15 protein-coding genes are annotated in these 18,481 nt (G+C 67.0%); 11 read left to right on the top strand and 4 right to left on the bottom strand.

The genetic code is table 11. The annotated features are described in order from the left end of the window. Positions 1-102 precede the first annotated feature (102 nt). Together polA and OXR60_RS05695 are read right to left on the bottom strand one after the other, a co-directional pair. Entirely contained in the window at positions 103-2,856 is a 2,754-nt protein-coding gene (gene polA / locus OXR60_RS05700) for a DNA polymerase I (protein ID WP_267394809.1), read from the bottom strand. A gap of 208 nt (positions 2,857-3,064) precedes the next feature. Continuing rightward, positions 3,065-4,171, bottom strand: a complete 1,107-nt coding sequence (locus OXR60_RS05695; RefSeq protein ID WP_267394808.1) for a serine hydrolase — start codon at positions 4,169-4,171, stop codon at positions 3,065-3,067. A 185-nt stretch (positions 4,172-4,356) separates the two neighbouring features. Here OXR60_RS05695 and OXR60_RS05690 point away from each other — a divergent pair, with 185 nt between their 5' ends. After that, on the top strand, positions 4,357-6,141 hold the full coding sequence (locus OXR60_RS05690; protein ID WP_267394807.1) for a thiamine pyrophosphate-requiring protein: 1,785 nt from the start codon (positions 4,357-4,359) through the stop codon (positions 6,139-6,141). Next, the gene (locus OXR60_RS05685; protein WP_267394806.1) at positions 6,138-6,584 is read left to right on the top strand and encodes a c-type cytochrome; all 447 of its coding nucleotides are present in this window, start codon (positions 6,138-6,140) and stop codon (positions 6,582-6,584) included. Before OXR60_RS05690 ends, OXR60_RS05685 begins: the two co-directional genes overlap by 4 nt. Positions 6,585-6,618: 34 nt before the next feature. Here OXR60_RS05685 and nadB read toward each other — a convergent pair whose 3' ends face one another. Further along, positions 6,619-8,202 (bottom strand): L-aspartate oxidase, encoded by a 1,584-nt coding sequence (gene nadB / locus OXR60_RS05680; RefSeq protein WP_267394805.1) that lies wholly within the window; start codon positions 8,200-8,202, stop codon positions 6,619-6,621. A gap of 312 nt (positions 8,203-8,514) precedes the next feature. Between nadB and OXR60_RS05675 the strand changes: the two genes are divergently transcribed. Together OXR60_RS05675 and OXR60_RS05670 are read left to right on the top strand one after the other, a co-directional pair. After that, the gene (locus OXR60_RS05675; protein WP_267394804.1) at positions 8,515-9,492 is read left to right on the top strand and encodes a hypothetical protein; all 978 of its coding nucleotides are present in this window, start codon (positions 8,515-8,517) and stop codon (positions 9,490-9,492) included. Between the two features lie 42 nt (positions 9,493-9,534). Further along, a complete protein-coding gene (locus OXR60_RS05670; RefSeq protein WP_267394803.1) occupies positions 9,535-10,071 on the top strand; it encodes a hypothetical protein in 537 nt (178 codons plus the stop codon). 21 nt (positions 10,072-10,092) lie between these two features. Here OXR60_RS05670 and OXR60_RS05665 read toward each other — a convergent pair whose 3' ends face one another. Continuing rightward, the gene (locus tag OXR60_RS05665; protein ID WP_267394802.1) at positions 10,093-11,016 is read right to left on the bottom strand and encodes an ABC transporter ATP-binding protein; all 924 of its coding nucleotides are present in this window, start codon (positions 11,014-11,016) and stop codon (positions 10,093-10,095) included. Between the two features lie 93 nt (positions 11,017-11,109). Here OXR60_RS05665 and OXR60_RS05660 point away from each other — a divergent pair, with 93 nt between their 5' ends. The 7 genes from OXR60_RS05660 to OXR60_RS05630 all read left to right on the top strand — a co-directional run bounded on the left by OXR60_RS05660 (position 11,110) and on the right by OXR60_RS05630 (position 18,427). Then, entirely contained in the window at positions 11,110-11,349 is a 240-nt protein-coding gene (locus tag OXR60_RS05660) for a zinc-finger domain-containing protein (RefSeq protein ID WP_267394801.1), read from the top strand. A 73-nt stretch (positions 11,350-11,422) separates the two neighbouring features. Continuing rightward, positions 11,423-12,850: a metalloprotease TldD gene (tldD, locus tag OXR60_RS05655; RefSeq protein ID WP_267394800.1), complete on the top strand. Its 1,428-nt coding sequence runs from the start codon at positions 11,423-11,425 to the stop codon at positions 12,848-12,850. A 162-nt stretch (positions 12,851-13,012) separates the two neighbouring features. Then, the gene (locus OXR60_RS05650) at positions 13,013-13,213 is read left to right on the top strand and encodes a DUF2007 domain-containing protein (protein ID WP_267394799.1); all 201 of its coding nucleotides are present in this window, start codon (positions 13,013-13,015) and stop codon (positions 13,211-13,213) included. 140 nt (positions 13,214-13,353) lie between these two features. Next, complete coding sequence (locus tag OXR60_RS05645; protein ID WP_267394798.1) at positions 13,354-13,692, top strand: P-II family nitrogen regulator; 339 nt, start codon at positions 13,354-13,356, stop codon at positions 13,690-13,692. A 10-nt stretch (positions 13,693-13,702) separates the two neighbouring features. Then, positions 13,703-15,064, top strand: coding sequence for an ammonium transporter (locus OXR60_RS05640; RefSeq protein WP_267394797.1), 1,362 nt, complete (start codon positions 13,703-13,705; stop codon positions 15,062-15,064). Positions 15,065-15,234: 170 nt separating this feature from the next. Next, positions 15,235-17,337 (top strand): bifunctional (p)ppGpp synthetase/guanosine-3',5'-bis(diphosphate) 3'-pyrophosphohydrolase, encoded by a 2,103-nt coding sequence (locus tag OXR60_RS05635; protein ID WP_267394897.1) that lies wholly within the window; start codon positions 15,235-15,237, stop codon positions 17,335-17,337. A gap of 70 nt (positions 17,338-17,407) precedes the next feature. Beyond that, a complete protein-coding gene (locus OXR60_RS05630; RefSeq protein WP_267394796.1) occupies positions 17,408-18,427 on the top strand; it encodes a glycosyltransferase family 2 protein in 1,020 nt (339 codons plus the stop codon). Positions 18,428-18,481 lie beyond the last annotated feature (54 nt).

Below are 18,481 nucleotides of genomic sequence, written 5' to 3'. Positions count from 1 at the left end.
GCTCACCTTCGCCGTTCGCCGGCCGGGCCGGCTCGGCCCTCGCCGCCTGGAGGCGGGAGGGAGCGGCCGAGTCGCGCAAGGGTGAGCGTGACCGGGGCGCGGTCAATGCGCCGCTCCCCAGCTGATCCCGGTGCCGATCTCGATCGCGAGCGGCACGTCGAGCACCACCGCGGGCTCGGCAGCGGTCGCCATCACCCGCTCGATCACCGGCCGCGCCGCGGCGACGTCGCCCTCGGGCAGTTCGAACACCAGTTCGTCGTGAACCTGGAGCAGCATCTTCACGTTCGGCAGCCCGGCGGCGAGCAGCGCCGGCTCCATCCGCACCATTGCGCGCTTGATGATGTCCGCGGACGTGCCCTGGATCGGTGCGTTGATCGCGGCGCGCTCGGCACCCTGGCGCTCGTGCTGGACCTTGCTCTTGATTCGCGGGAAGTGGGTCTTGCGCCCGAACAGCGTCGTCGTGAAGCCGCGCTCGCGCACGCTCTGCGTGGTCTCGGCGATATAGTTGTTGATGCCGGGGAAGCGCTCGAAATAGCGGTCGATCATCGCCTGGGCCTGGTCGGCAGCGATGTCGAGCCGGCCTGCGAGGCCCCAGCGGCTGATCCCGTAGAGGATCGCGAAATTAATCGTCTTGGCGCTCGCCCGCGTGTCGCGGGTCACCTCGCCGAACAATTCCTGCGCGGTCATGCTGTGGATGTCGTCGCCGCGCGCGAAGGCTTCCTTGAGCTGCGGCACGTCGGCCATATGCGCGGCGAGCCGCAGCTCGATCTGCGAATAATCGGCGGCGAGGATGACGTTGCCCGGCTCGGCGACGAACGCGTCGCGGATCTGGCGGCCCACTTCGCTGCGGATCGGGATATTCTGGAGATTAGGTTCGGTCGACGACAGCCGCCCGGTCTGGGCGCCAGTCAGCGAATAAGAGGTGTGGACGCGGCCGGTGCGCGGGTTGATCTCGTTCTGCAGCGCGTCGGTATAGGTGTTCTTGAGCTTGGTCAGCTGGCGCCAGTCGAGCACCCGCGCGGCGATCTCGGCACCGGGTGAATCCTTGTCGGCGGCGATCCGCTCGAGCTCGGTGACGTCGGTGGAATAGACGCCGGACTTGCCCTTGCGGCCGCCCTTGATGCCCATCTGCTCGAACAATACGTCGCCCAATTGCTTGGGGCTGCCGATCGTGAACGGCGTCCCGGCGAGGCCGTGGATCACCGTCTCGAGCCCCACGATCTGGCCGCTGAACTCCGCCGACAGGCCTGACAGACGCTCGCGATCGACCTTGATCCCGCGCGTTTCCATCCGCGCGATCACCGGCACCAGCGGGCGATCGACCATCTCGTAAACGCGGGTCGAGCCCTCGGCGGGCAGCCGCGCCTTGAACCGCTTCCACAGCCGGTAAGTGACGTCGGCGTCTTCGGCCGCATAGCGGGTGGCGGATTTGAGATCGATCTCGTGGAAGCCGCGCTGTGACTTGCCGGTGCCGACCACGTCCTTGAAGGCGATGCAGCTGTGCGACAGATGGGTGGCGGCGAGCTCGTCCATGCCATGGCCGTGAAGCCCGGCGTCGAGATCGAAGCTCATCACGATCGTGTCGTCGTGCGGCGCCACGTCGATGCCGGCGAGGCCGAGCATGATCATGTCGAACTTGAGGTTGTGCCCGATCTTGAGCACCGCCGGATCCTCGAACAATGGCTTGAGCAGCGCCAGCGCCGCGGCGCGGTCGATCTGCACCGGGCTCTCGGCGAGCAGGTCGGTGGTGCCATGGCCGAGCGGGATGTAGCAGGCGCGGTTGGGCCTCAGCGCCAGGCTGATCCCGACGAGGTCGGCGCGGGTGGCATCGGTGCCGGTGGTCTCGGTGTCGATCGCGAGCCAGCCTTGGTGGCGCGCCTCGGCGATCCAGCGGGACAGCGTGTCGGCGTCGACCACCGTCTCATAGCCGTCGTGGTCGCACGGCGGATCCTCGGCGAACGGCACCGAGGCCGGCTCGGGCGTCGGCGCGTCGGCGACCTGGCCGAGCCGCGCGAGCAGCGACTTGAAGCCGTGATGCTCGAGAAAGGCGCGCAACGGCGCATCGGGAATGCCCTGCAGACCCAGCTCCTCGAGCGGATGCTCGAGCGGGATATCGCAGGCGAGCGTCACCAGCTTGCGCGACAGGCGCGCCATCTCGGCATGCTCGATCAGATTGTCGCGCAGCTTGCCCTTCTTCATCTCGGGCGCGGCGGCGAGCACGCCTTCGACGTCGCCATGCTCGAGGATCAGCTTGGCCGCGGTCTTGGGCCCGACGCCGGGGACGCCGGGAACGTTGTCGACCGAATCGCCCATCAGCGCGAGCACCTCGCCCAATTGCTTGGGCGGCACGCCGAACTTCTCGATCACCGCCTCGTCGCTGAGGCGGCGGTTGTTCATGGTGTCGAGCATGTCGAGCCCGGGCTCGATCAGCTGCATCAGATCCTTGTCGGACGAGACGATCGTCACCTGCCAGCCCTGCGCAAGCGCCGCCTTGGCATAGCTCGCGATCAGATCGTCCGCTTCCCAGCCTTCCTCCTCGATGCACGGCAGCGAGAAGGCGCGGGTGGCGTCGCGGATCATCGGGAATTGCGGCTTGAGGTCTTCGGGGGGCGGGGGCCGCTGCGCCTTGTACTGATCGTACATCTGGTTGCGGAAGGTGCTCGACGATTTGTCGAGGATCACCGCCATATGGGTCGGCCCCTCGGCCTTGTGCAGGTCGTCGGCGAGCCGCCAGAGCATGGTGGTATAGCCATAGACCGCACCCACCGGCTCGCCATGCTTGTTGGTGAGCGGCGGCAGGCGATGATAGGCCCGGAAAATATAGCCGGAGCCGTCGACGAGATAGAGATGGGGCATCGTGATCGGCGTGTAGCGGATCAGGCGGGGGGCACCAAGACAATCAACTCTTGCGGCAGGAATGTGGCGGCGGTGTGCCCCGGCCGCGACACTTCCCTCCCTATTGGTACCGTGCGACGGGCACCTTTACCCCCGTTCGTGCTGAGCTTGTCGAAGCACGATGAGACTCATGCCCTTCGACAGGCCCAGGGCGAACGGTCGTAGGAACTTACCCGCGCGACGACCCCACATAGCTCGCGACCGCGGCGGCGACCGACTGGATCAGCTCCTGGCGCTCGCGCATCGAGCGCTGGGTGTCGCCGATCATCACCGCGATCGCATAGCGGCGGCCATCCGGGCAGGTGAGCAGCCCGACATCGTTGAACCCGGCGTTGCGGCCGCCGAGATCCTGGCCGGTGCCGGTCTTGTGCGCGATCGTCCAACCTGCTGGCAGCGCGGCGCGCAGGCGGGCGCGGCCGGTGACCGAGGCACCCATGGTGTCGATCAGGATGCGGGTGGAGGTTTCCGAAAGCAGTTCGCCGCGCGCGAGCCGCGCGATCGAATCGGCAATGGCGATCGGCGCGGCGCCGTCCGGCGGATCGGCAATATAGGCGTCGAGCGCCGCGGTGCGCGCTTCTGGCGCCAGCCGCGACCGTGCCGCCTCGAAGGCACCGCCGGCGGCATATGACTGGTTCCAGGTCAGCCCCGCGGTCTTCGACTGGAGCAAGCGCTCGCCGGGACCGAAGCGGATGTCGCCCAATTGCTTGCGCTCGATCATCGCGCGCACCGCGCGCGGGCCGCCGACATAGGTGAGCAGGCGATCGTTGGCGGTGTTGTCGCTGTGCGTCAGCGCGCGGGTGAGCAGATCGCCGACGGTCGTCTGGTAGCCGGCACCCTTCACCAGCATCGCGATCGGCTGGTGGAACAGGGTGAGATCCTCGGGGCGGACGAGGATCGGGTCATCGAGCTTGGCCTTGCCTTGGTCGCGCAGGTCCATCAGCGTCAGCGCGACCCAGAGCTTGCTCACCGATTGCTGGGGCAGGCGGGTGCGCGCGCCGGGCGAGGTGACGGTCCAGCCCTCGTCCACCGCGCGGATGGCAATGCCGAACTTGCCCTCGAAATTGCGCGCGATGCCGTCGATCGCGCCGGTGAGCTGCGGTGGCGCCGCGTGGCGCGCGGGCGGGGCGGCGGCGGGCACGGGGATCGAGACGCCCACCGGCGGTGGCACCGTGGGCGCGACGCCGCTGGCGCCGGGCCGCGACGTGGAGCCGCAAGCTGCCAAGGCGGCGACGCTGCCGGTAACGGCGATCAATCGGACCAATCGGCCGGTGTTCATGCTGTGGTAAACGCCCCGCTACCCAAGGCTCGAATCATTAGCTGCTGATTCATCGGACGAAACAGAGACATAGACGCGCTGCGATGAACCGCGGCTGACACGCGGCGAGTTGCGCGGGGGTGCGGCGCAACATTGCGGCGCCGGCGCCGTTGAACGCGCAAACCTCTATTTCGAAGGATAGCGACATGGCTGAGCAGACCAGCGACTTTTTCGTGGCGCGGCTGAAAGCCTGGGGCGTCACCCGCATCTTCGGTTATTCGGGCGATGGCATCAACGGCGTGCTCGGCGCGCTGCAGCGTGCCGAGAAGAACGGTGAGGGCATCGACTTCATCCAGGTCCGCCACGAGGAAATGGCGGCATTCATGGCAACCGCGCATGCCAAATTCACCGGCGAGCTCGGCGTGTGCCTGTCGACCGGCGGCCCCGGCGCGACCCATCTGCTCACCGGGCTCTACGATGCCAAGCTCGATCACGCGCCGGTGTTCGCGATCGCCGGTCAGGCCGAGACGACGGTGCGCGGCGCCAGCTATCAGCAGGAGCTCAACCTCGACCGGATTTTCGCCGACGTCGCCGATTACGTCCAGGAGGTGACCGCGCCGGCGCAGATCCGCCACGTCACCGATCGCGGCATCCGCATCGCCACTGCCGGCAACGGCGTCGGCGTGGTGGTGCTGCCCAAGGACGTGCAGGACGAGCCCTATCAGGAGCCGCCGGTGCAGCATGGCTTCACCCGCTCAGGGACCGGCTACACGCGGCCGCTGGTCGTGCCGCAGCCGGCCGATCTCGCCCGCGCCGCCGAACTGCTCAATGCCGGCGAAAAGGTCGCGATCCTGATCGGCGCCGGCGCGCGCGCGGGCGCGGCGGCGGTGGTCGAGGTTGCCGAGCGGCTCGGCGCGGGCATCGCCAAGGCGCTGCTCGGCAAGGACGTGCTCGGCGACGACGTGCCGGGGGTGACCGGCGCGATCGGCCTGCTCGGCACCAAGCCGAGCTGGGACCTGATGCAGGGCTGCGACACGCTGCTGATGATCGGCACCGGCTTCCCCTGGGCCGAGTTCCTTCCCGCCGACGGCAAGTGCCGCGCGGTGCAGATCGACATCGACGCCGGCATGCTCGGCCTGCGCTACCCGACCGAGGTCAACCTCCATGGCGGGGCGAAGGAGACGCTGGAGGCGCTGTTGCCGCTGCTCCACACCAAGGCGGATCGCGGCTGGCGCGAGGAGATCGAGGCGGGCGTCGCCGACTGGTGGCAAACGCTCGAGCGGCGCGCGCATGCCGAGGCGCATCCGGTCAACCCACAGCGGGTGGTATGGGAGATGTCGCCGCAATTGCCCGCCGATGCCATCGTCACCTCCGATTCCGGCAGTTGCGCCAATTGGTATGCGCGTGATTTCAAGCTCAAGCAGGGCCAGCGCTCGTCCTTGTCGGGCGGGCTCGCCTCGATGGGCGCGGCGGTGCCCTATGCGATCGCGGCGAAGTTCGCCTATCCCGAGCGGCCGGTGGTGGCGCTGGTCGGCGATGGCGCGATGCAGATGAACAACCTCGCCGAGATGATCACTGTGCAGAAATACTGGCAGCGCTGGGCCGATCCGCGGTTCATCGTCTGCGTGTTCAACAACGAGGATCTCAACGAGGTGACCTGGGAACAGCGGATCATGGAGGGCAACCCGCGATTCGAGACCACCCAGGCGCTGCCCAACGTGCCTTATGCCAAGTTCGCCGAGCTGATCGGGCTGAAGGGCATCTATGTCGACACGCCCGACGCGCTCGCCGGTGCCTGGGCAGACGCGCTCGCATCCGATCGCCCGGTGATCCTCGAGGTGAAGACCGATCCCTCGGTGGCGCCGCTGCCGCCGCACGTCACCCTCGCCGAGGCCAAGGGCTTCCTGTCGTCGATGGCCAAGGGCGATCGCGCTGCCGGGCAGGTAATCGCCGACACCGCGCGGCAGCTGATCAAGGAAGTGACGGGTTGAAGGCCGGCGCGGCGGTGCTGCTGGCGGGGCTGGTCGCCGCCTGTTCGAGCCCGGCCCCCAGTGGTCGGCGCAGCGACGATCGGGCGCGGGCGCCGCTCGCCCAGCGACTGGCCAGCGCCGATGCCGCCGTGGGCGCATTGCTGTTCCGGCAATGTGCGGCCTGCCACACCATCGGTGACGGCGCCGGGGATCGCGACGGGCCGGCGTTGCATGGGGTGGTCGGCCGGCGCATCGCGCATGGCAGCGGTCGCTACAGCTATTCGGCGGCGTTGCTCAAGGTGCCGGGCAATTGGACCCCGGACAAGCTCGATGCCTGGCTGCGCAGCCCGCAGCGGTTCGCGCCGGGGACGCAGATGCTGTTCCCCGGGCTGCCCAATGGCGTCGATCGGGCGGACGTGATCGCCTATCTGCAGGCGAACAGCCCGGAGGCCGCCAAGCCATAGCCGAGCGCCGGCGAAGCCGAGCGCCGGCGAGCGGCTAGGGTACCAGCACCGTGTCGACCGCCTCGGCCAGTGTCTCGGGATAATCCAGGGTATAGTGCAGCCCGCGGCTTTCGTGGCGGTGGAGCGCGGAGCGGACGATCAGTTCGGCGGTCTGCAGCAGGTTGCGTAGCTCGATCAGGTCCGGCGTCACGCGGAAATGGCCGTAATAATCCGCCACTTCCTCGGTGAGCATCTGGATGCGGTGCTGCGCGCGCTCCAGCCGCTTGGTGGTGCGGACGATGCCGACGTAATTCCACATGAAGCGGCGGATCTCGGTCCAATTCTGCTTGATCACCACTTCCTCGTCGGAATCGGTGACCCGGCTCTCGTCCCACGGCCGGATGCTCGGCACCGGCGGCAGATCGTCCCATGCCGCGGCGATGCTGGTCGCCACCGCCTCGCCGAACACGAAGCATTCGAGAAGGGAGTTGGAGGCGAGGCGGTTGGCGCCGTGGAGACCGCTCTCGGTGCACTCTCCCGCCGCATAAAGGCCAGGCAGATCGGTGCGGCCGCCGGAATCGATCACCACGCCGCCGCAGGTATAATGCTGCGCCGGCACCACCGGGATCGGCTGGCTGGTCATGTCGATGCCGAGCCCGAGCAACTTCTCGTGGATGTTAGGGAAATGGCCGCGGATGAAATCGGCGGGCTGGTGGCTGATGTCGAGATGGACATAGTCGAGCCCGTAGCGCTTGATCTCGGCGTCGATCGCGCGCGCCACCACGTCGCGCGGCGCGAGCTCGAGCCGCTCGGCGTCGTAATAAGGCATGAAGCGCTTGCCGGTCGCGGGATTGATCAGCCGCCCGCCTTCGCCGCGCACCGCCTCGGTGATCAGGAAGTTCTTGACCTCGAGATTGTAGAGGCAGGTCGGGTGGAACTGCATCATCTCCATGTTGGAGACGCGCGCACCGGCGCGCCACGCCATGGCGATGCCGTCGCCGGTGGCGCCGCGCGGCGCGGTCGAGAACAGATAGGTGCGCCCCGCGCCGCCGGTGGCGAGCACGGTCGCGCGCGCGGTGTGGAGGTTGACCTTGCCGGTGTCGCGATCGACCGCATAGACGCCCCAGACGTTACCGGCGCCCGAGTAACGCTGCTCGTGGCGGCTGGTGGCGAGGTCGATCGCGACCTGATTGGGCACCAGGGTGATGTTGGGATGCGCCTCGGCCGCCTTCTGCAACGCCTCCTGGACGGCCCAGCCGGTCGCGTCGGCGACATGGACGATGCGGCGGTGCGAATGCCCGCCCTCGCGGGTGAGGTGGAGCGTGTCGCCCTCCATCGCGAACGGCACGCCGAGCTGGCGCAACCGCTCGATCGCGGCGGGGGCGCCTTCCACCACCATCTCGACAATGGCGCGATCGTTGAGCCCGGCGCCGGCGATCATCGTGTCCTCGACATGGTTGTCGAAGGTGTCGCCGGGCTCGAGCACCGCGGCGATCCCGCCCTGCGCCCAGGCGGTCGACCCCTCGTTGAGCGCACCCTTGGCGAGCACCGTAACCCTGAAGCGCGGCGCGAGGTTGAGCGCCGCGGTGAGGCCGGCGGCGCCGGAGCCGATGATGAGGATGTCGGTGGTGGAGGTCATCGCAAACGCCCAAAGGAACGAGGAGCATGCCTATGCGCATGCCCGTCCATCGAGGGAAGGCCTTGCGTGTGATCGCGCACCGGCTGCGGACTGCGTCACGCGGCAGGTGCGGCGGCCGTGGCCGGCACCGTGGCGTTGCCATCTTGCGCCGTATCGGTGACGTCGCGCCTCGTCACCATGGCCATCCACCAAGCGAATAGCGGCCGCGATCCTCATCACCGGGCGCCGTTCGCGCCATTTCGGACGATGACGCGGTTGTTCTGTTGGAGGCCCACGCTAGCCATGTCGCAGCCGCGCAACGGAGTTGATGACATGGGCAAGACCGACACGATCAAGGACAAAGAAGAACGGGATCGGGAATTTCGCGAATTCATGAAAAAGCTCGACGAAGAGTCCAAGCGAGAAGAGGGTTCGCTGTTGGGCGACATCACCACATCGGTGAAGAAGCACTATGAAGGAAACAAATGGGATCATGCGCGGCTGTTCGGCGATCGGCGCAGCGATTACCAGAACTACAGCGACTGGGGGCTGGACCGGGTCAACGCGATCATTAATTCGATCGGCGACGCGCTGAAGGCTGGCGATTATCCCTCCAAGAAGGTCCCAGGCTCCGACGAGGCCGATCCGTCGACCATCGAGAAGGCCAAGGAATTCCTCGGCATGTTCGCGGGCGATTATTCGCTCATCATCGCGCGCGTGCAGGCGCTGATCTCGGGAACGATCGCGCAATTCTCGGTCAAGTCCGACGTCACCCGCAAATCCGAACTGCGCGACCTGCCGCTATCGGGCGGGCTGCACCTGTTCTTCGCCTCGTCGGGCAAGGTGTACAAGGCGTCGGAATTCTTCACCAATCAGATGATCGGCTCGTTCCAGATCGTGTTCGAAACCTACATGAGCACAGACGAGGCGAGAATGATCGGCCTTCAGCAGATCCTCGCCACTACTGATCGTGAATTGGCCATCCTCAACGATCTCATCATCAGCCTGCGTACTGCCCAGGCGGCAAGCCTCAAGGAGATCATGAAGAAGGACATGAAGGATTATCAATCCACCAAGGCGGCCTATGATCTGGCGCTCGACGACACCAAGGCCGATCGCGACAAGGTGTTCGAGCAATATACCAAATACAAGGACGTCACTGACACCGTGGACCGGCTGTACGAGCAGCTGGACCTGACCGAAGTGGGCGGCCCTTCCCCCGGCGCCGACGCCATCCGGCTGGAGCATCTGTTCAACGGCTGGGAGACCGAGATCGCGCGGCGCTACGCCCGGGAGCGGCTCGCCGCCTGATCGCAGTGCCGCCGATCGTCGTCCGACCAGCAAGGATCCATCATGCCGCTGACTCCTGCCGAAGCATCATACATCTTCAACAACAACCTTGGCCTCCGCTACGGCACCACGACGGTAGGCGCCGCCTATGGTTTCATGGACATCCTTGGCGATGGCGAGGACGGTGGCGACAAGATCCCGCCGATCCGCGAGGTCATGTCCTGGTTAACCAACCCCAACCAGCCGCGGTTCGAGCCGCGCTGGCACGATCGCCTGTGGAACAGCTGCGGGCTGATCGTCGCCCTCAGCGCGGCTGGCACGGTTATCCTGGTCAGCCAGGCGGCGCCGACCGCGGAGCGCTACAGGTTCGACAATCCCGCGGCGCGCGGCGACACCTACTCGTTCCGCAAATGCAATCGGCTGGCGCCCGATGCGCAGATCATGGCGCGGATCGATTACGGTGTCGGCGATGCTCTGCCCGAAGCTGAGCATATGCCGATGCCCGACGACACCGCCGCGGTCGATCTCAAGACGGTGGAACAGCTGTTTGACGCGATCCTCGCGACGCTGAAGAAGCTGGCCGATCCCCCTGCCAGCTGAGTGGCCGCGCGGCGTTGGCCGTCAGGCGTTCGCCGCGCGGGTCAGCGACAGGAAGACGTCTTCGAGATCGGGCTCCTTGGTGGAGACGTCGACGATGCCGAAGCCGCCGCCCTGGACCGCGGCGAGCACCTCGCCGGCGTTGACCCGATCCTTGGCGTAGGTGATCTCCAGCGTCCGCGCGCCCTTCAGCTGGATCTTCTGGAAGCAGGTCGCCTGCGGCACCTCGACAACGTCGCGGTCCACCGTGACCGCGACGATCTTCTCCTGCGCCTTGCCGACCAGCTCGCGGGTCGGCTCGTTGGCGATCAATTTGCCCTGGTTGATGATCGCGATCCGGTCGCACAATTCCTCGGCTTCCTCGAGATAGTGCGTGGTCAGCACTACCGTCACGCCCTGGTCGTTGAGCTCGCGGACATAGCGCCAGAGTTGCTGGCGCAGCTCGATGTCAACGCCAGCTGTGGGCTCGTCGAGCACCAGCACGGGTGGCGAATGCACCATCGCCTTGGCGACCATCAGCCGCCGCTTCATGCCCCCCGAAAGGGTGCGGGCATAAGCATTAGCCTTGTCCTCGAGATGGACGGCGCGCAGCAGCTCCATCGAGCGCCGCTCACCCTTTGGCACGCCATAAAGGCCGCCCTGGATCTCCAGCGTCTCGAACGGCGAGAAGAAGGGATCGAACAGGATCTCCTGGTTGACGATGCCGATCGAGGCCTTGGCGTTGCGCGGGTGGGCGTCGATGTCGAACCCCCAGATCGATGCGGTGCCGCCGGTCTTGTTGACCAGCCCGGCGAGAATGTTGATCAGCGTCGACTTGCCGGCGCCATTGGGGCCGAGCAGGCCAAAGATCTGGCCGCGTGGCACGTCGAAGGTCACCTCGTCGAGCGCGCGCTTGCCTCCGGCGTAGGTCTTGCAGAGTCCCTCGATGCGAATGGCGGCTTCGGTCATGGCATGCGCGATAGGCTCGTGCGGACGCCGCGACAATCCTTCGGCGTTCACGAAGGATTGATGGTCTTCCCGCGGCTTGCTAACGCGTGCGCCATGATCGCGCCGCCAGAAACCATCCGTGTCTCGCACCGCCGTGTCGCCTGCGACGGCGCCACCGATATTCCCGGCGGGGCCGCGCTCGGTCATCCGCGGGTGTATCTGCAGATCGACGAGCATGGCTATGTCGATTGCGGCTATTGCGACCGGCGTTTCGTGCTGATCGGCGGCCCGGCCGATGGCGCGGACCAGTCGACGCTGCCGGACATCTCCGAGGGCGCGAGCCTGCCGCACTGATAATCCTTCTCCCGCGGGAGAAGCGAGCGAGCGGGCCCATTTACCTGCGGCGCGGCGTGCCTATATCCAGGCGATGACCATTGCCGCAGACCCCCGCTCGTTCCTGTACCGCGACGCGCTGTCGCCCGATGCCGCCCAGGCGCTGACCGCGACGGCGCTCGGCAAGGCCGATGACGGCGAGCTCTACCTGCAATATCGCAAGTCCGAGGCGTTCGGCTTCGACGACGGGCGGCTGAAGACGGCGAGCTACGACACCAACGCCGGCTTCGGCCTGCGCGCGGTGTCGGGCGAGATGACCGCCTTTGCCCATGCCAACGAGCTGAGCGAGGCGGCGATCAAGCGCGCGGCCGAGACAATGGCGCTGATCGATCCCTCCGCCGCGCCCAAGGCAGCGGCGCCGCGCGCGACCAACCGCCACCTCTACACCGACGCCGACCCGCTCGATCTGGTGCCGTTCGCCGACAAGGTGAACCTGTGCCAGACGATCGACGCCGCGGCGCGCGCGCGCGACCCGCGGGTGGCGCAGGTCTCGGTCGGGCTGTCGGGTACCTGGGGTGTGGTCGAGATCGTCCGCGCCGACGGCTTCGTCGCCACCGACGTGCGGCCGCTGGTGCGACTCAACATCCAGATCGTCGTCGAGCAGAACGGCCGCCGCGAGACCGGCACCTTCGGGATCGGCGGCCGCTATCTCTACGACCGGCTGTTCGACCCCGCGACCTGGAACCGCGGGATCGACGAGGCGCTGGCGCAGGCGCTGGTCAACCTCGATTCGGTGGCGGCACCGGCGGGCGAGTTCACCGTGCTGCTCGGGCCGGGCTGGCCGGGGGTACTGCTCCACGAGGCGATCGGCCACGGCCTTGAGGGCGATTTCAACCGCAAGGGCACCAGCGCCTTCTCCGGCCGGATCGGCGAGCGGGTCGCCGCGCCGGGGGTGACGGTGGTGGACGACGGCTCGCTCCAGGATCGCCGCGGCTCGCTGTCGATCGACGACGAGGGCACGCCGACCGGCGAGACGGTGTTGATCGAGGACGGCATCCTCAAGGGCTATATGCAGGATCGCCTCAACGCGCGGCTGATGGGCGTGGCAGCGACCGGCAACGGCCGCCGCGAGAGCTTTGCGCATGCACCGATGCCGCGCATGACCAACACCTTCATGAAGGACGGCAAGGACGAGCCCGCCGAGCTGCTGTCGCGGGTCAAAAAGGGGATCTTCGCCAAGTCGTTCGGCGGCGGCCAGGTCGACATCGTCTCGGGCAAGTTCGTCTTCTCCTGCACCGAGGCCTATTTGATCGAGGATGGCCGGATCGGCGCGCCGATCAAGGGCGCGACGCTGATCGGCGACGGGCCGACCGTGCTCACCAAGGTAACCGGGATCGGCAACGACTTCGCGCTCGACGAGGGGATCGGCGTGTGCGGCAAGGGCGGGCAGAGCGTGCCGGCCGGGGTTGGCCAGCCGACGCTGCTGGTCGACGGGCTGACGGTCGGCGGCACCGCGATGTGACCGGTGGGGCGGGGCATCTGCCTCTCTCCATCATTCCTCGTCACCCCAGCGAAAGCTGGGGTATCTAGCCGCAGGTGCATGCCCGGCCCCGCGAAGACCCCAGCGTTCGCTGGGGTGACGGTTTAGCAGGAACATGACTGCCCGCTCATGCGCTCACCCGTGATGGCACTCGTCGAACTCGGCCGCTTCTCGCGCAACGAAGCGCACATCCTGGTCGGTCGGCTGGAGAGCGAGGGCATTGCGGCGCTGGCGTTCGACGGCGAGGCCTCGATCGGCGACGGCAGCTATTTTCTGATTCCGGTGCGGGTGATGGTGGACGAGGACGATCTCGCTACCGCACGAGGCATCATCCCGCCTGCCTGATTTTCGAGCAGGGGCGCCCGAGCGCCCTGCTTTTTACGCTTCCTTAACCCGCCGCGACGCCGCTCGATGACAGTTTCGCGTCATATCGCGACTGGCACGATGATTGCGATGCACCCTTCGGGATAAAAGAGGGGGCGCGGGTGAAGCTGGTCATTGCGATCATCAAGCCGTTCAAGCTCGACGAGGTGCGCGAAGCGCTCACCACGTTGGGCGTGGCCGGGATGACGGTTACCGAGGTCAAGGGGTTCGGTCGGCAGAAGGGGCAGACCGAAATCTATCGCGGCGCCGAATACAGCACCAACATGGTGCCCAAGATCAAGGTCGAGGTGGTCTGCGCGACCGATCTGGCAGCCCGCGTGGTGGAGGCAATCCAGGCCTCGGCCAACACCGGCGCGATCGGCGACGGCAAGATCTTCGTGCTCGATGTCGGCCAGGCGGTGCGCATCCGCACCGGCGAGACCGACGATGCGGCACTCTGAGGGGGGTAAGATGAACCAAGCAATCAAGACTGGCGCCAAGGTCGTCGGCGGCGCTGCCGTCGTCGCGGCGCTCTATGCGGCGCTGCCGGCCTGGGCGCAGGACGCCGCGCTCCAGGCGCCGGCCGCCGCCCCGTCGCCGCCGGTCGTCAACAAGGGCGACACCGCCTGGATGATGACCTCCACCGTGCTGGTGCTGGCGATGATCCTGCCCGGCCTCGCCTTGTTCTACGGCGGCCTCACCCGCGCCAAGAACATGCTCGCGACCATGACCCAGATCGGCGCGGTGGCCTGCCTCGCGATGCTGATCTGGGTGATGTACGGCTATACCATGGCGTTCGGCGACGGCGGCAACGACTTCATCTCGGGCTTCGGCAAGGCATTCCTCAAGGGGATCACCAGCGAATCCACCGCGGCGACCTTCACCGCCGGCGTCGCCATCCCCGAATATGTCTTCATCTGCTTCCAGATGACCTTTGCCGCGATCACGATCGCGCTGGTGCTGGGATCGGTGGTCGAGCGGATGAAATTCTCCGCAGTGATGGTGTTCGGCCTGGTGTGGCTGACCATCGTCTATTTCCCAGTGGCGCACATGGTGTGGGCATCGGGCGGGCTGTTCTTCAAGATGGGCGCGCTCGATTTCGCCGGCGGCACCGTGGTTCACATCAACGCCGGCGTCTCGGCGCTGGTCGCGGCGCTGATCCTCGGCAAGCGCATCGGCTATCCCACCGAGCGGATGGCGCCGCACTCGCTGACGCTGACCGGCGTCGGCACCGGCCTGCTCTGGGTGGGCTGGTTCGGCTTCAACGCCGGCTCGGCGCTCGAGGCCAATGGCTCGGCAGCGCTCGCCATGATCAACACCTTCGTCGCCACCGCCTCCGCCGGCCTTGCCTGGATGCTGATCGAGCGGGCCAACGGCCACAAGGGCTCGGCGCTCGGCTTCTGCTCGGGGATCATCGCCGGCCTCGTCGCCGTCACCCCGGCGGCGGGCAATTCGGGCCCGTTCGGCGCGATCATCCTCGGCGCGGTCGCCTCGGTGGTCTGCTATTATGCGGTGACGCTGCTCAAGCCCAAGCTCGGCTATGACGACGCGCTCGACGCCTTCGGCATCCACGGCATCGGCGGCATGATCGGCGCGATCGGCACCGGCATCGTCTACGCCCCGTCGCTCGGCGGCCCCGGCAAGCCGGACTTCGCGATGGGCCACCAGCTGCTCGTCCAGATCGAGGCGGTCGCCGCGACCATCGTCTGGGCCGCGATCGGCACCGTGATCGCGATCTTCATCGCCAAGGCGCTCACCGGCCTCAGGGTCAGCCAGGACGTCGAGCTCGAGGGTCTCGACCTCGGCGAGCATGGCGAGCGTGCCTACAACTGATTGATTTCGGGGGCGGCCATTGCCCGCTCCCCCACGTTGTTCCTCCTGCGGACACCCTTGGCTCGATACGGCAACGTATCGGGCCACTTTTTGTAGGCGGGGGCAGCGACCGCGCCGCCTCGGCCAACAATCTGTTGCAAAGCAGCAGCATGCGGCCCCATGTGGCAGGCGTGCTGCGGCAATATGAACTGGTCGACCGGGTCCTTGAATATGACCCCGATGCGGATGAGGCGCTGCTCAACCGCGCCTATGTGTTCTCGATGCAGGCGCATGGCAGCCAGAAGCGCGCCAGCGGCGATCCCTATTTCAGCCACCCGATCGAGGTGGCGGGCATCCTCACCGATCTGAGGCTCGACGACGAGACGATCGCGACCGCAATCCTCCACGACACGATCGAGGACACGGTGGCGACGCCGGAGGAGATCACCCGGCTGTTTGGCGAGAATGTCGCGCGGCTGGTGGACGGGGTCACCAAGCTCTCCAAGATCGAGGCGCAGACCGAAAACGAGCGCGCCGCGGAAAACCTGCGCAAGTTCCTGCTCGCGATGTCCGACGACATCCGCGTGCTGCTGGTCAAGCTCGCCGACCGGCTGCACAACATGCGCACCCTCCATCATATCGCCAAGCCGGAGAAGCGCCGCCGGATCGCGAAGGAGACGATGGATATCTACGCGCCGCTCGCCGAGCGGGTGGGGATGTACGAGTTCATGAAGGAGATGCAGACGCTCGCCTTCGAGCAACTCGAGCCGGAAGCGTATGAATCGATCTCCAAGCGGCTCGAATCGCTCAAATCAGGCGGCGGCGACCGGATCGCCAAGATCGCCTCGGGGTTGAAGCTGCTGCTGGCGCGCGCCGGGGTGGAGGCGGACCTGTCGGGGCGCGAGAAGCATCCCTATTCGATCTGGCGCAAGATGAGCGAGCGCCACATCAGCTTCGAGCAATTGTCCGACGTGATGGCGTTCCGCGCGATCGTGCCGACCGTGGAGGATTGCTATCGGACGCTGGGGATCATCCATCGGCGCTGGCCGATGGTGCCGGGCCGGTTCAAGGATTATATCTCCACCCCCAAACGCAACGGCTATCGCTCGCTCCACACCTCGGTGATCCATGCCGACAATGCGCGGATCGAGATCCAGATCCGCACGCCGGAGATGCACGCCGAGGCCGAGTTCGGGCTCGCCGCGCATTGGGCCTACAAACAGGTCAACGGCCGCCCGGACAACCAGCACAGCTGGATCGCCGACCTGGTCGAGATCCTCGATACCGCGGGCAGCCCCGAGGAGCTGCTCGAGCACACCCGCATGGCGATGTACCAGGATCGGATCTTCGCCTTCACCCCCAAGGGCGAGCTGATCCAGCTGCCGAAGGGCGCGACCCCGATCGACTTCGCTTATGCGGTGCACACCGATCTCGGCGACCAGGCGGTGGGCGCCAAGATCAACGGCCGGGTGGTGCCGCTCTCCACCGTGATCGACAATGGCGATCAGGTGCAGGTGCTGCGCTCCAAGGGCCAGGTGCCGCAGCCCGGCTGGCTCAATTTCGCGATCACCGGCAAGGCGCTCGCCGGCATCCGCCGCCACCTGCGCCATGCCGAGCGCGACGAGCTGATCGCGCTGGGGCGCAAGCTCTACGACAATATCGTCATCCGCATGCCGGCGACAATCGGGCCGGATGCGGTGGAGCATGCGCTGCAACGGCTCAAGCTGCCCGACCAGCCGGCGCTGATGGCGGCGATCGCGCGGCGGACGATCTCCGATGCCGCGGTGATGGAGGCGCTCATGCCCGGCTCTGCGGGCGAGGACAGCGGCATGCTGGCGCCGCAATCGAGCGCGATCTCGATCAAGGGGCTGACCCCCGGCGTCGCCTTCGATCTCGCCGATTGCTGCCATCCGGTGCCCGGCGACCGCATCGTCGGCCTGCGCCGCCCCGATGCGGGGATCGAGGTCCATGCGATCGACTGCCCGGTGCTCGCCGAGCTTGCCGAACGCGGCACCGAAGAGACCGATTGGGTGGATGTCGACTGGGGCGACAAGAGCGATGGCGCGGTGGCGCGGATCGCCGTCCAGGTTAAGAACGAGCCGGGTGCGCTCGGCATCGTCTCCACCATCATCGGCGCGCATAAAGCCAATATCATCGCGCTCCGGCTCGATACGCGCGACACGATGTTCCACACCAACGTGATCGACGTCGAGGTGCACGACGTGCACCAGCTGATGCGGCTGATGGCAGCGCTTCGCGCGGCGGACGCGGTGAATGCGGTGGACCGGGTGTGAACGACGCGCCCGCTCGCGCCGCAAGCGCGAGATTGGTGACGAAGCCGTGACGAGCCGCTAAGACCGCCCCATGCATCGCCCCGCGCTGTCCGTCGTCATTCCCTGCTACAATGAAGCCGCGTGCCTCGAGCTGCTGCACGCGCGCGTCTCGGCCGCCGCGCAGGCCGCGGTGGGCGACGACCATGAGATCGTGCTGATCAACGATGGCAGCCGCGACGACAGCTGGCCGGTGATGCAGCGGCTCAGCGCCGCCGATCCGCGGGTGGTGGCGATCAATCTGTCGCGCAACCACGGCCACCAGTTGGCGCTGACCGCGGGGCTCGACCTGTGCTCGGGCGCGCAGATTCTGATCATCGATGCCGATCTGCAGGATCCTCCCGAGCTGCTCGCCGAGATGCGGGTGGCGATGCGCGAGCAGGGCGCCGATGTCGTCTATGCGGTGCGGCGCAAGCGCGAGGGCGAGACGATCTTCAAGAAGGCGACCGCTGCGGCGTTCTATCGCGTGCTCGATCGCGTCACCGATACGCCGATCCCGCTCGACACCGGCGATTTCCGGCTGATGAGCCGCCGCGCGCTCGATGCCTTCCTCAGCCTGCCCGAGCAGGCGCGCTTTATCCGCGGCATGGTCGCCTGGGTGGGCTTCCGCCAGGTGCCGTTCCCCTATGACCGCGCCGAGCGGCATGCCGGCGAGACCAATTATCCGCTCGGCAAGATGGTGCGCCTCGCGTTCGATGCCGTCACCGGCTTCTCCACCGCGCCGCTGCGCTTCGCCAGCCATGCCTCGGTGATCCTCGCCGGCCTGTCGCTGCTGCTGCTGATCTATATCGCCTGGGGCTATTTCGAAGGCTCGCCGGTGCAGGGCTGGACCTCGACGATGCTCGTCGTCGTGGTGCTCTCGGCGGTGCAGATGTTCGTGCTCGGGATGATCGGCGAATATCTCGGCCGGCTCTACATCGAGTCCAAGCGGCGGCCGCTCTATCTGGTCGCGGACATCGCCGGTCCGGTGAAGGGGCGCTCGAGCCTGGGGTTCAACGCCGCCGAGCCCTCGCCGGAGTTCGATGACGTGCTGGTGCGCCAGGCGGCGGAATAATCACTGTCATCCTGAACTCGTTTCAGGATCCATGGCCCATCAGGCACCGGGTAT

This window comes from Sphingomonas sp. GC_Shp_5 (assembly GCF_026540855.1).
Taxonomy (GTDB): Bacteria; Pseudomonadota; Alphaproteobacteria; order Sphingomonadales; family Sphingomonadaceae; genus Sphingomonas.
This window is presented reverse-complemented; position numbering and strand designations above follow the sequence as displayed.

Coding starts and splice junctions, on each gene's coding strand:
- tldD (WP_267394800.1), top strand. CDS start 11,423: ATGACCATTGCCGCAGACCCCCGCTCGTTCCTGTACCGCGACGCGCTG.
- OXR60_RS05640 (WP_267394797.1), top strand. CDS start 13,703: ATGAACCAAGCAATCAAGACTGGCGCCAAGGTCGTCGGCGGCGCTGCC.
- OXR60_RS05665 (WP_267394802.1), bottom strand. CDS start 11,016: ATGACCGAAGCCGCCATTCGCATCGAGGGACTCTGCAAGACCTACGCC.
- OXR60_RS05675 (WP_267394804.1), top strand. CDS start 8,515: ATGGGCAAGACCGACACGATCAAGGACAAAGAAGAACGGGATCGGGAA.
- OXR60_RS05660 (WP_267394801.1), top strand. CDS start 11,110: ATGATCGCGCCGCCAGAAACCATCCGTGTCTCGCACCGCCGTGTCGCC.
- OXR60_RS05670 (WP_267394803.1), top strand. CDS start 9,535: ATGCCGCTGACTCCTGCCGAAGCATCATACATCTTCAACAACAACCTT.
- OXR60_RS05650 (WP_267394799.1), top strand. CDS start 13,013: ATGGCACTCGTCGAACTCGGCCGCTTCTCGCGCAACGAAGCGCACATC.
- OXR60_RS05630 (WP_267394796.1), top strand. CDS start 17,408: ATGCATCGCCCCGCGCTGTCCGTCGTCATTCCCTGCTACAATGAAGCC.
- OXR60_RS05695 (WP_267394808.1), bottom strand. CDS start 4,171: ATGAACACCGGCCGATTGGTCCGATTGATCGCCGTTACCGGCAGCGTC.
- nadB (WP_267394805.1), bottom strand. CDS start 8,202: ATGACCTCCACCACCGACATCCTCATCATCGGCTCCGGCGCCGCCGGC.
- OXR60_RS05690 (WP_267394807.1), top strand. CDS start 4,357: ATGGCTGAGCAGACCAGCGACTTTTTCGTGGCGCGGCTGAAAGCCTGG.
- polA (WP_267394809.1), bottom strand. CDS start 2,856: ATGCCCCATCTCTATCTCGTCGACGGCTCCGGCTATATTTTCCGGGCC.